This is a genomic window from Flavobacterium sp. U410 (assembly GCF_053570605.1).
The window spans coordinates 189,393-203,340 of sequence record NZ_JBSEFI010000002.1 but is presented as its reverse complement, the minus strand read 5'-3'; the positions used below and the strand labels follow the sequence as shown (position 1 = coordinate 203,340).

At 32.2% G+C, this 13,948-nt stretch carries 10 protein-coding genes; 1 reads left to right on the top strand and 9 read right to left on the bottom strand.

From position 1 onward, the window contains the following. Nucleotides 1-17 precede the first annotated feature (17 nt). The 8 genes from neuB to ACUSJC_RS02500 form a co-directional block, all read right to left on the bottom strand. Complete coding sequence (gene neuB / locus ACUSJC_RS02535; protein ID WP_449267976.1) at nt 18-1,058, bottom strand: N-acetylneuraminate synthase; 1,041 nt, start codon at nt 1,056-1,058, stop codon at nt 18-20. A gap of 18 nt (nt 1,059-1,076) precedes the next feature. Beyond that, nucleotides 1,077-1,751 carry an acylneuraminate cytidylyltransferase family protein gene (locus ACUSJC_RS02530; RefSeq protein WP_449268039.1) on the bottom strand — a complete coding sequence of 225 codons (675 nt, stop codon included), beginning with the start codon at nt 1,749-1,751 and terminating at the stop codon, nt 1,077-1,079. After that, entirely contained in the window at nt 1,751-2,701 is a 951-nt protein-coding gene (locus ACUSJC_RS02525; RefSeq protein WP_449267975.1) for a glycosyltransferase family 2 protein, read from the bottom strand. The genes ACUSJC_RS02530 and ACUSJC_RS02525 overlap by 1 nt, the downstream gene beginning before the upstream one ends. A gap of 2 nt (nt 2,702-2,703) precedes the next feature. After that, the gene (locus ACUSJC_RS02520; RefSeq protein WP_449267974.1) at nt 2,704-3,471 is read right to left on the bottom strand and encodes a CatB-related O-acetyltransferase; all 768 of its coding nucleotides are present in this window, start codon (nt 3,469-3,471) and stop codon (nt 2,704-2,706) included. Between the two features lie 13 nt (nt 3,472-3,484). Then, entirely contained in the window at nt 3,485-4,357 is an 873-nt protein-coding gene (locus ACUSJC_RS02515) for an N-acetylneuraminate synthase family protein (RefSeq protein ID WP_449267973.1), read from the bottom strand. A gap of 80 nt (nt 4,358-4,437) precedes the next feature. Continuing rightward, complete coding sequence (locus ACUSJC_RS02510; RefSeq protein ID WP_449267972.1) at nt 4,438-5,595, bottom strand: cytidylyltransferase domain-containing protein; 1,158 nt, start codon at nt 5,593-5,595, stop codon at nt 4,438-4,440. 3 nt (nt 5,596-5,598) lie between these two features. Beyond that, nucleotides 5,599-7,047, bottom strand: a complete 1,449-nt coding sequence (locus ACUSJC_RS02505; protein WP_449267971.1) for a hypothetical protein — start codon at nt 7,045-7,047, stop codon at nt 5,599-5,601. Between the two features lie 12 nt (nt 7,048-7,059). Then, nucleotides 7,060-8,865, bottom strand: coding sequence for an ABC transporter ATP-binding protein (locus tag ACUSJC_RS02500; protein WP_449267970.1), 1,806 nt, complete (start codon nt 8,863-8,865; stop codon nt 7,060-7,062). A gap of 242 nt (nt 8,866-9,107) precedes the next feature. Between ACUSJC_RS02500 and ACUSJC_RS02495 the strand changes: the two genes are divergently transcribed. Continuing rightward, nucleotides 9,108-9,842 carry a tyrosine-protein phosphatase gene (locus tag ACUSJC_RS02495; protein WP_449267969.1) on the top strand — a complete coding sequence of 245 codons (735 nt, stop codon included), beginning with the start codon at nt 9,108-9,110 and terminating at the stop codon, nt 9,840-9,842. A 73-nt stretch (nt 9,843-9,915) separates the two neighbouring features. Here ACUSJC_RS02495 and ACUSJC_RS02490 read toward each other — a convergent pair whose 3' ends face one another. Then, entirely contained in the window at nt 9,916-13,782 is a 3,867-nt protein-coding gene (locus tag ACUSJC_RS02490) for a T9SS sorting signal type C domain-containing protein (protein WP_449267968.1), read from the bottom strand. Nucleotides 13,783-13,948 lie beyond the last annotated feature (166 nt).

Here is a 13,948-nt window from a genome sequence, read left to right as displayed (position 1 = left end):
ATCTTTTCTGATGATAATTATTCAAAATCTGAAAAGTCAAGTTGCTCATCATTTAAAATATCACGTGTTGCTTTTTTCCCAATAAGTGAGTTGAAATGTTCGGCTAAAATTTTACCGGTTCCCGGACGTTTTACCCAGATATTTTCTTTTGAGAATGTTTCGCCTTTTTTTATTTCAGCTATTGAGCAAACAGTTGCAAAAGCAAAATCGATAGTTACTTGTTCTTCTTTTGCCGGTTCTTTATGTCCTCCTCTCATTTGAGCAATTTCAGCGGAACTTTGTATTAATTCTTTACAAGCTTGTTCATCCATACTACACACAATATCCGGTCCTGTTCGATTCATGTGGTCTGTAAAGTGACGTTCTAATATTGATGCTCCTAAAGCGACTGCTCCTAAACAAGCGTTATTATTCAATGTATGATCTGACAGACCGAAAACTTTATCAGGAAAAGCTTGATGTAGTTCCATCATCGCTCCATAACGAACTAAATGAATAGGCGTAGGATATAAGTTCGTCGTGTGTAATAGTGCAACCGGCACGTTATATCGGTCAAAAATGGCTACTGCTTTTTTCACGCTTTCAATAGTATTCATTCCGGTACTTAGAATGACCGGTTTTCCAAATGATGCGATATGCTCTAACAGTGGATAATTATTACACTCGCCCGATCCTATTTTATAGGCTTCAATATCAAACTTCTTCAAACGATCTGCTGCTGCACGAGAAAATGGGGTTGAAATAAAAATCATTCCCTTACTTTCTACATATTTTTTTAACTCCAATTCTTCTTCTTCATTTAAAGCACAACGCTCCATTATTTCATAGATAGAAACATCTGCATTTCCCGGAATTACTTTTTTAGCTGCTCCACTCATTTCATCAGAAACAATGTGTGTTTGATGTTTCACCACTTCTGCTCCTGCTCTATGTGCTGCATCTACCATTTCTTTTGCTACTTGCAGTAATCCCTCGTGATTGATCCCTATTTCTGCTATTACTAATGGTGCATAATCCTGACCTATTTTTCTTCCTGCTATTTCTATGTATGGATTCATAATTTAAATGAATAGTAATTAGTGATTAATGTTTTTTTGCAATAAAAATTCTGCATATTCAAAATCGTCTTGCGTATCAATATCTACTTTTGCAAATGGATGATTTACAACCATTGGAAACGAATTTTCTTCTATTAAAACACCTTTTTTTATTACGTTGGCTTTTGCAATATACAATAAGCCATTTTCAAAATAAAGAGGTTCCAAATCTTGACTTCTCTGTCCGGGTTTGTAATTATAAGGAATAAATTTATTGGCTGTAATTTTCCCTAATTTATGTTCGTCACGAGAAACTGTAAATAAACTTTCTAACTTACTGTTATCGTATATTTCAAAGGCTTCTTCTAATAATAATTTTGGTCGTAAAGGATTGGTTGCCTGTAAAAGAACTACATTTTCAACTTCCATTTCTATTACTTCAAGAACATGTTGCAAAGCAGTTACTGTAGGCTCAAAATCACCCGATATTGAAGCAGGTCTATCAATTACTTTGGCACCAAATTCTAAAGCAATTTTCTTTATATCAGTATCATCCGTTGAGACATAAATTTCATCAATAAAGCTATGTTGCTTCGCAAATTCAATACTATGCGCAATGAGCGGCTGACCATTGAGCTTCTTTATATTTTTACCAGGCAAGCGTTTTGAACCTCCGCGAGCGGGAATGATTGCAATAGTTTTTTTACTACTCATCATCTTAAAATCTTTTCTCCTTTTCCAATTATTTTAAAAGATATAATTGCCAAACCAAATTTTACCAGCCATATTATATTTTGTAAATTTAAGACAAATAATAGCTTAATTTCCTGATTATACTTTTTTAAAATATCTTTCTTTTTATATAAATTAGGATATAGTTTTATCTGCTGTTTTAATAACATTAGCTTAGTTGAAATACTTACCTTTTTCTTACTCAATAGTATTTGATTTCTTTTTGTGTTTCCCAAAAACATAGACCAAGCTACTTTTTCTGAATTTTTTAAAGAAATACTATCTTGACTTGTAACTACATAATAGTACAAGTATTTATCTACTATTTGTATTTTAGGATTATGCAACAACATTCGAATATGAAAATCCCGATCTTGTCCTTTGAGAAGTTGTTCATTAAAAAGTTCTTCTTGGCGTTCCAGAAAACTTCTTTTCCACATAGGATCAAACGTATACCAACTGATCTTTAATGTTATAAAATCTTCAATTAAATTATCAGAAAGTTTAGTTCTGTCTTCATACTTAATTACTTCATTAACATTTGACCTTGTTAGTATAGTTTTGGAAATAACTACATCGCAATTTGTTTCTTTGTCAAATGTATTTACTTTTTCTTTGATAAAATCAGGATGTAGAATATCGTCGCTATCTACCCAATTAATATAATTTCCTTTACTAATTTCAAAACCATAATTTCGAGCACCATTCCCTCCTGGTTCATGGGAATCGGGTCTTTTGTAATATTGAAAACGAGTGTCTTTGGTAACCGCAATATATTCTAAGATAATTTCTTCGGTAGCATCAGTACTTTCATCATCGACCAAAATACATTCCCAATTTAAATAGCTTTGACTACTTATGGATTGAAGCATTTTAGTTATAGATAAAGCTCTATTATAAAAAGGAATAATTATGGAAACCAAAGGATTCATTTCTAATTATTTTGTAGTACATCAACAGAAAACTCGTCAAGAAATATTTTTTTGTTTTGCTTAATTTCTTCAACTGACCAATTCCACCATTGCAATTCCTTGATCTTTTCTATTGTATTGTTATCAAATCTATAACCTATTACTTTAGCGGGTGTTCCTGCAACTATGCTAAACTCCGGGACATCTGCAGTAACTACGGAATTTGCAGCAACAACTGCTCCATTACCAATAGTGACACCTCCCAATATCACACATTGCGCTCCAATCCAAACATCATTCTCTATAACAATATTTCCTTTTGAGGTTGTTTCATTGTCCCATTTTTCTTTGAATAAATTTTGTCCAATGAAGTATGTTGTTATTTTTTTATGATTATGGTTGAATGTCTGTAATGTCACATTCCTAGCTATGGAACAAAAATTACCGATAATAACTTTTTGATTGCCCGATATGATATTCATATTAGGTCCCCAAAGTGACGAATATCTTCCTACGGAAATATTCCCTTGTAAAGTGGCTCCAAATACTCTACAATTTTCTTCTAAACTGATAATTCCATTGAACTTCGAATTTTGTATAAATCCGTTTTCTTCAACTCGAATTTCGCCTGATAAAGTAGAATCTTTGACCGTAACATTAGGATTCAGCACTACTTTTTGCCCTATTACAGCTCCTCTTAACGAAGCCGTAGGCGATACAACGGCTCCTTTTGCTACATTATTAACTTTTGCTAATAAATTCTTGAACTTTATGAGAAAAAAGTTTACCAAAATTAACTTTATGTTATTTTTTATATTTTAGCTTATCTCGTTGAACTTGCTCAATAGCTAAAATATCCTGATTTTTATAATGAAGTGCTTTATGTACTGCTTTTAAATCACGACATAATTTTCTCATTCCTTCCGGTTCTAAAGATGCTGCATGGTCAGTTCCTTTCCATGTTCTGTCTAAAGTGTAATGTCTTTCTATAACATTAGCGCCTAAAGTATATGCTGCTACATCAACTGCAATTCCTAAATGATGCCCTGAAAATCCGATATGTTTTACTTTATCTCCGTATTTTTCAATCAATACATTAATGTCTAACAAACAAACATCTTCGAATGGCACCGGATAACCTGAAGTACAATTATAAAGCACTAGATCTTTATTTCTTCCTTTATTAACAAAAAATGACACTAATTCTTCAGTCTCATCTTTTGTTGTCATTCCTGTAGATATGTGTATCTCACCTTGATAATGATCGCACAACCATTCTAACATTTCATAGTTGTTATTACATGCTGATGGTATTTTGATGAATTCCGGCTTTAATGCCGCTATCTCTTTTGCCGAAGTTGTATCCCAAACAGAAGTAGAATAAACAATACCAACTTCTTCACAATAGGCTTTTAATTCTCCGTGCTGTTCTGCTGTAAATTCTAAATATTCGCGATGTGCACCGTAGGTATTTCCATAAGAATTAGCAGGATTTGGATGAGGAGCATTATATTGTTCTTCTGTTAATAGCTCTTTATTATTTCTTTTTTGAAATTTAACAGCATCTGCATTACAGAAAATTTTAGCCATTTTAATTAATTCTTTGGCTATTTCCATTTCTCCTTTATGATTACACCCAATCTCAGCAATTACGTAGGGGTTTTTATATTCTCTCATTTTTTATAACAATTTGTCTTTAAACAAAGGAAGTGATTTTATTATTTATTTACAATGGAAAAATATTATTCTTATGTAAATTAAAATCTTTTATTGTATTTCATTATCCATTCACAAGCTTCTCTGATGGCACCATTTGCTGCTTCATGATTCAAAATCACATCTACAAAAGGTTTAACCGCTTCTGTTGCATCGTTAGGTGTTAAGCTCCACCCAACCGTACATAAATTAGCCAGATCGTTAACATCGTCTCCTATATATGCTAAGTCGCCCCAAGAAGTTTTATGTTCTCTAATAAAGTTCTGCAATAATGCATATTTATCTTTTACACCTAAGAAAACATGTTGTATTTGCAATTTTTTCATACGTTGTGCTACAAGTTCTGAGTTTTCAGAGGTCATAATAACAACCTGCACTCCAAACTGACGTAAAATTTCCAAGCCCATCCCATCTCTCATATCGAACTTTTTCAGAGCTTCTCCTTCTTTACTGTAATATACACAACCGTCTGTAAAAACCCCATCTACATCTAAAACCAAATAGTTGATTCGGTTTTGTTTTTTCTGTTTAATTTGACGTTCGGCTAATAATTTTTCAATTATTTCCCAATCTGTTAAACTATCTATTTCTGTTAAAGTTTCTTCAGGCATTTCAACCAAACCAATAGTGCCGCTCACGCGATTTTTTGATTGCATAAACGATTCTTTTGTTGTTGCATAAACCGCTCCGTTCTCGATATGCAATCCTTCAAAATCCTGTCTTCTTGGTCTATTAAAGACATCATAATTTTGCGGAGTTCCTGCTGGTGACCAAGTAAATCGGTGTGTTTTTACTACGGATAAAGCTGAATTGTAATTTTCTTTACTAATTAATTCTAATGCTTTATTGATATCTTCAGAAGTAGTCATAGGTGAGGTAGCTTGCAGCAGACACAATATGTCAAAATCATATTGTACATTTTTTGCAAACTCTAACATAGCACTTTCTGTTGAAGCTGTATCGTTTGCATTTTCGTCACTACGTAACATTCCTTTTACTTTTGAAGTCCAATGGTATTCTCTAACAATAAAATCTAAAATTTCCTGATCGTCTGTAAAAATGTAGATTTCATCTAGATCAGAGAAGACAGCAGATCCTAATGCCCAAGCAAAAAGAGGACGTCCCAACATCTTCTTTTTATTTTTTCCCGGAATTCCTTTCGATCCTTTACGCAAAGGAATAATAGCTACTTTTTTCATTGGTTATTCCAAAATATTTTTATTCATGATTTTTAGGAAGTCTTTCTCAAATGTATCTGATTGTACCGGAAGCAGAAAAGCTTTGTTGTTCTCAATAAGATATGGAAACGTCAACGCTCCTTCTTCTCCTAAAAATACCGTTTTTATATTAAACATTTCTGCTTCTATTGTAGTTCCTGAATAATACGTCACATGTAGAATTGCTTTACTTAACAATAAAGGTAACGGATCATTTGTTGCTTGCTCTATATTAACATTTTTTTCTAAACCTTGCAACTTCAGAAACTCTTTTATTTTCTCTTTTTCTTCTAAACCTCTAGGATGTAATCTAATCATCCACAATTTATTACTTTCTTTAATTGTTTTTATGATGTTGGGATGAAAAAAATCTTCAATGGTATAAGGGAAAGTTTGTAAGCTATATAAAATATAATCTTCAAACTGGTATTTTTCATTTTGTCTTTTCCAAAAATCTACCCAGAAATTGCCAGTAACGAGTGTTTTATATCGTTTACTTTTATTTGCCCAGTGTTGTATTATTTCACTACTTTCTTTATTCCAATTCCAAAAGGTTTCAGGAAGTGCATCATAACCTTCTGAGGGAATTACAGACCAATTAGAATACGCCATGTGAATATCTGATTGAGGTCCGTGTTGATATTCAATTGTTTTTATTCCCAACTGATTAGCGGCAGTAACTAAAGCCATTATTTTTTCCGAATAATAGCACAATATAAGCACCTGTTCTATTTTATCTTTTGCTTTTAGAATTTCTTTAAAAAATGCTACTTTTTTCACAAAATCAGCTGCTTTGGTTTTGATTTGTTCTATGTTAAATCTTTCGGCAAAAGAAGTGGTAATAGCATTACTTTGTAAATAAGAGATAAAATCCTGATACCCTTCTAATACTACATTTGTGTTGCTATTTTTTGTATTTACGTAATTCTTTAGATACTCATTAAATCGATATACATTTTCTTTTTTATATTGATTCGTAACAAATGAATCATCGTATTCATAATAAAAGTAATCCTCTTGTATTCCTTTATCTTCGATAAATACATCAAAATACTTATTAAATCTGTTCTCTTTATAATCGACTCTATGCCCATCAAATGCCACAAACAAATATTTTTTATTGGGCAATTTGTTTAACCACGTATTAAATTTTCCTGAGAAGAAAAATGTATTGTAAATTTTAGAATATAATTTTTTTACTTCTTTTTTAGTTTTGTTTTTTACTTTTTCCAGAAAAGATTTGCTTTTTTTATTCTCTGTTTTATTCTTTTGCTCAAACTCTACTTTTTGAACCAAATAAAAATAAAGTTGTATTCGAATTACAGGCCATAGATGAATTGCGTTAACTTTCCAGTTATTTACACTGAATTGGTTTTCCATTTGAATAATGAAATCCCTGATATCTGCTCTATTATTAAGCGATTTATTTTCCATTGGTTATAATCGTCATATTTCTTGTAGCTCTACCATTCTTTTAAATTTGTCTGACTTTATGATCAATTCATCAAAATTTCCTTGATCTGATAAACGTCCCTGATCCATTAGACAAATTACATCAGCACTTTTAATTGTTGACAAACGATGCGCTATTATGACAATAGTATAGTTTCCTTTTAACTTATCTATATTTTCCTGAATTTCTCTTTCTGTTTCCGAATCTAAGGCAGATGTTGCCTCATCCAGAATCAAAATGTCTATTTCTTTATAGAGCTCTCTGGCTATTGATATTCGCTGCTTTTGTCCTCCTGAAAGGTTAATTCCATTATTACCTAATAATGTATTTTCTTTTTCCGGTAATTCTTCTATAAACTTTTTTATAGAAGCCTGTTCTATTGCTTTTTGAAAGCGTTTTATATTTTCTTCATTCGGACTATCCCAAAAAGTAATATTATTGAAAATTGTATCGCTAAACACAACTGGTTCTTGTGCAATATAACCAATTCTTTTTTGATAAGAATCCAAATTAATTACATCTAAGGAGATTTCATCAACCTTGACATGACCTGATACAGGCTTTAGCAATCCACAAATTATATTGACAATAGTTGTTTTTCCACTTCCACTTTCTCCGACAAATGCTACAGTCTGATTTTTTTGTATCGAAATATTTATACTATCTAAAATTGTTCTTTTACTATCATAGCTAAAACTAACATTTTCTAAAAGAATCTGATTATTGAATTTGTCTACATTTTGATTCCCTGTTTGTTCCGCTCCCTCTTGAAGTTCCTTTTCAAACGATTCCACACTTTCAAGAGATCCTGAAACCGATAAAAAAAGATTATAACTATTTTGGAAACCAATTAAAGATGTAAGAGCTCTATAGAAAAAAAGTAAACTGACCATTACTGCTGCCAATTCTCCTCCTAACAAATAAACCTGAACTAAAATGACAAGACAAACAACAATTACTAAAACGGGTTCCCTGGTAGAAGCTACTACAGCATTAAGCAATCCTATTTTCTTATTATTCTTTTCGATGTTAAGGATAGCCGCTTCCATTTTTTTAGCATACACTTCCAAAAATCCGGTTGCTTTTAGATATTTAAAATTGGTCAGATATTGAATAATTAATCCTTGATAGTCACTATTATTTTTACTTAATCGTGAAGATTCTACTTTTGTTTTTTTGTATACTGATCGGTATAACAAATTTGTAAATAAACCTCCCAAACAAACTAACAAAGCAAATCTCCAGTCTACTATAAACACAAAAACAACATATACAACGGTCATAAAAATTTGCTGAATACAAGTTGCATAAGCATTATAAGCATTAGACACTCTGCTTACTTCTGTAGTAAAAGAATTTTGAATTTTACCGACATCTGAAACGACAAATTTTTTAAATGAGAATTTTGAAAACAAATAAGACAGCCGTAATCTTAATTTTGATACAAAATACTGATTAACTGAAACTTTATAAGCGTTTGTTAGATAATTAAACACTCCTTTTAAAACAAAAATTGTACTTAGCGTCAGTAAAGCTATCTTCAAAGAGAACTCTATTCCGATTTTATTAAAGAAATTGAGTAAGAACTCAAAATTTTCAAATTCGCTTCCTTTAACGGACTCCATTGTACTTGAATCGGCAAACTTTATTAACGGTAAAAACATCGTCAATCCGAAAGCATCCAAAACTCCAACAACTATGCTCAACAGAATAACTATAAACAACCTAGTTCCTAGATATTTATAAAAATAAGCAAATGAGGAAAAATATTTTTTTATGGTCTTTTTTACTAAACTCATCTCAAAACCTCTGTTAGGGGTATAAATCGTACCAAAATTAAACTATTTTAAAGAAGCAGCAAATTTATTCCTCATGAGATAACGATTCATTCTTTCTTTATGCAATTAATACTGTAATTGTTAATTATTAATTAAGATTAAGAGCCATTAAAAGCAGTAACATATTGATTTAAAAATAATAATTCTACTATTTCATTCTTTTCAACTAAAAAAAGAAAAGCATATCTTTGCAAAAAAATGGTATGTTTTCATTTCTAAAATCCAAACCCAAACTGAAAGAACTCATTCCTGAAGGCTTTATTGACATTCATTCACATGTTTTACCAGGACTAGATGACGGTGCTCAAAACATAACTGAAACAAAGTTTTTATTGCAGGAAATGACCACCATGGGATTTTCAAAAATTATAACAACTCCGCACACTAAAACTAATGTCTGGGAGAATTCTTCAATTCTTATTAAAGAAAATTTAAAAGAAACCTCCAATGTTCTTGATTTAGCAAATTCAAGAATATCGTTAGATTGTGCTTCTGAATATTTCATGGACGAAGAATTTGTAAAGCGTTTCAAATCAGAAAAACTATTAACTTTAAAAAACAATCATGTCTTAGTTGAGATGTCTTATTTGAATGCTCCTCTACAATTGTATGATTTTCTATTTGAACTCCAACTGGAAGGATATAAACCTGTATTAGCTCATCCCGAGCGTTATATGTATTTCCACAACAAGCCCGAAGAATACGAAAAGCTTAAAAAATCCGGATGCTTATTTCAAATCAATTTACTTTCTGTAACTGGATATTACGGAAAAGATGTTATGAATATTGCTGAGAGTTTACTTAAAAGGGAACTAATCGATTTTACAGGTTCAGACATTCATAATAAAGAACATATTTCTTCTTTTAATTCCTCTGTGAAAACGAAGACCATAAAAGAATTACAAGAGGCAATTGAAAACAATTCATTTTTCAACTAAACAATATCAAAAATATTTATAACAAAAAGAGAGAGCTAAGCTCTCTCTTTTTGTTATTCTTCAAACCTAAGGCTTAAAATATAATTTTATAACTTTTTTCATATCCGTTTTCCAAGACAACATTAACTATCAAAGCTGACTGAGTTTTAGCAATTGTAGAAATGATTAACTCTTTACCAGAAATATTTTCTTTGTTGTATAATTTTTTACCTAGAACATCGAAAACAGTAACACTTTTAATATCTTCAGTAGAAGCTAAAATGTTAATTTGATCATTAGCATATACTAATAAATCTTCTGTAGATAACTGATGAGCATCCGCTTTTAAAGCTGTAGAATAGCGCAATACAAAACGATCTTCAAATCTTCCCTCATTTAAGTTAACCAAATAAGGAGAACTTTTTAAATCGTGAATATAATTTGTCGCTTTATCTTCTAAATAAACTGATTGAGATTCTTGTAAAAACACACCATCCAATGCTGAAACAGCTATAGTATATTCGCCTTGCGCTGGCACAACAACACCTAAAGGCACTTGATCTTGATCTGTAAAAGGTAAACTTCTGCCTTGAATAGATAAAACTTTATCATCTACTAATGAATATAACTCATAGTCTGCTTTTAACCCTATAGCCGGCGCATCAAATGTAGGGTCAAATGTATTAGAAGCACCTGTTGCATAACCTACTAAAGCATCACTTGAAACTCCTGAAGCATCAACTAATTTCAACCAAATTCTATGTTTTTCTACAGAACTCAAATCACGATTTGAATTAGATGTTCTATAAAATTGATCATTTCTAAGTGTATTAGAGCGCATTGTGTTGTCAAAACTCACATTTTCTGTTTGCGAATTCGCATCATTCATCAACACAAAGAAACTTTGTCCAGCAGCGATTTTACCATCATATCCAAACTGAGTTCCTCCTAATGCATTATATGTAATATAATCAGCTACACTATAGTTAAATCCATACTCTCCATAAAAAGGATTATCTGTACCATCTGACGGATCTAATCCATGAGTCCAGATTTTTACAAATTGATCAAGATTAGTTGAATTTGTCGATAAAAATACATCTGCATCTATAGCTGACGGATAAGGATTTCCTAAAAGATTCCAGTTATCATCATCTTTAGTCGCCAAAGTACATTCTGCACATACGCTATATGGGTCACTCGTATAAGTTCCTCTAGAAATTGGCACTATAATATTACCATTGTTAGGAACTCCCACAAAATTAGCTGTAAACATTGACGGAGCTGCACCAAATCCATTTGGTCCACGAACAATATACCCTTTCCCTAGAACCATAGTTTCATTTCCTGCAGCCCAATTTCCTGACAATCCTGAGATTGAAGGTATCCATTTATAAATAAATCCAGTTGGCGTTGAAGGAGAAATAGCACTTGTAGTAAATGGTGATACCGGTGAAGACCAATATACATAATCTAACTTCTTAATAAAGGCATTACGTTTCATCGAAATGGTACCGATATTTGCTACATTATCAATTTGTATTAAACTTGCTGAATTTTCCAAATCAAAACTACCTCCAGTTTCTACTTCCACCCATTCTTTAACTGTAATAGTATTACTTGAAAGGTTATCTAAATCACCTGTTGGACTAACTGTAAGATTTTTAGCAAAAGCATCATAATCTGTTCCGTCTATAATAGCATGCGACGGTACGTAAACACAATTGTCTATCGTAGGTACTCCAACTGGTGCCCAGTTATTCGGATCACTCCAATTAGTACCAATAGCTCCTTTCCAAATTTTAGTATTATTACTAACATTAACATCTTGGTTAAAAGTACATCCATTATCTAAAATTGCACCTATTGTAAAACTAAAATTAGATTGCTCTAATTGCGCATATGTTGGTTTAACATAAACTTCATCAACAATAGTTCCCGATAAATAAGGTACTGTACAAGCCGCATCTGTATAAATATCTACAACAGGAACGCTTGTCCATTCAAAATCAGCAAAAGGTTTATGACCATAAAGCTTTATATTATCTAATGCAAGACCTGTCGTAAGAGGAGATGTAGCATCTCCACTTGTACCATAAGTATAATTATAGAATCTAAACTTTAAATTTGTTCTATTAACAAAAGCGTTTAAACTTACTGTTATATGTTCAAATTTCTGAGCACTCCCTAATTCTGAATTATATATAACTACCGTATTTGTGTAAGAAATACCTCCGTTTGTAGATACCTGTAAAAGAATACGTTCACTATTACTAGCATCTGGGAAACTTTTAAAATAGAAAGCATCAAATTCTAAAGTTAAATCCGTGAATCCTGTAGTATTCAACGAATTTGTTAATTCAAGTGCTTTAATAACAGGACCTCCAGAAGGAATATTTGAATCTAAATATCCAGAAACAGCTAAAGCGAAGTGATCTCCCTCGAAACCTGAAGATATCTGAGGTTTCCAGTTAGGAGTAAAATCAGGAATATATGAACTAGTTCTATTTTCAAACCTACCTACAGCATCATACGACGCTCCATTAGCATCATAATTTTTATGTGTAAACACACCTAATCCTCCTCCTTCAAAATCTTCATCAACCAAATAATCAAAAGCATTTCCTGAAGCCTCCACATGTAAAACTTCTTCACCACATAATGTCGGGGTTGACGGTGTGATCGTTAAATCTGCCGTAGACAATACCTCTGCATCAATTCTAGTTCTGAATAAAGACTCACAAGTTCCGTCAAGAGCTGTCACCCAGTATGATGTTGTTGAAGTGATAACCGGCGTATCCCAAACACCTGTTGGCGTAGATGCAATTAAGCTTCCTCCTGTTTGACTGCTGTACCAATTAAATCCAGTAACCCCTGCACTACCTGTTGCTTCAAGAGTTACAGCACCTTGACCACAGTTTTGCCCGTTTGTCACACCTGTTATTTTAGCCGTACAATCTGCAATGATTCTAATAGTATAATCTTCTGTTTCTCCATAATAGATAGCTCCTGTTATACCCCAAGAATCATCGATTGCATTTTCACAAGGAGCTAAATATCCTCCTCCATTATAATTTGTAGCAGGGTCACCTGTAAAAGGATCTATACCTTTAGCATTATTAACTCTTATTCTTAATCTATAATCTCCGGTAGCTTGCCCCGAAGGCACGGATAATGCAAAATTACATTTACGCAAAGGAACATCTGTAGAATTAAACACAACCTCAGTAGCTTCATCAAATATCCCATCTTTATCCCAGTCTACCCAAGCACTCCATTTACCTTTAGATGCAGGACCACTTGCCACCGCCAAAACGTTTGCTATATGACCTACCGGAATTTGAGCAATAGGAGTAACCACAGAAAAATCTTGATAGCCTATACTATTATAGGTAGAAGTATTAACTGCAGAATTAACAAATCCATCATAGATTTTAAAACTACTTATATAAATATTAGCTGCAGAGGTTTCTGTTATTGGAATACAATACCCGGGATAAGTAGAGCATCCAATATTTAAATCAAAACCGGAACAATTTGTTGAAGCATCAGATTTAAATCGTACTGTTAAAGATCCTGACTGTGATGTAATTTCCGGAAAAGAAAAACTAACACAGCTAAAAGAAGAACCATAGAAAGAAGCACTCCACAAAACTGTTCCTGAAGTGCCAACCCCATCATATATGATTAAGTCATCACCAGAAGCAGATAACTGCACATTCCCTGAAAGTTTTACATAATTACCAGGCACACCCGGATTAATAACAGTATATCCATCAGAATTATCAAGATAATTTGAAGTTCCACCATTATCCGTAATGGTCCCTGAACAAGTCGAAACCGAGTTATTTCCTGATGTAGGAACCATGAATTGGCTATATCCAAAAAAAGGAAGAATGATAAACACAAGTAAATAATAAGACCATTTTTTGCCTGCTCTTAAATTGTAATTTTTTCGCATATTACCTAGTTTTATAATGAAATGAGACTTAGTAAAGGTATTGCATTTTTTTTCTTTTCCAAAACAAAAAGCAATAAAAAAATTAACAAACAAAGATCAATTACCTGAAAAACCAGCTTTTAAAAGTTTTTATATCTAAAATATATTTTATTTGTTAAAAAAAACA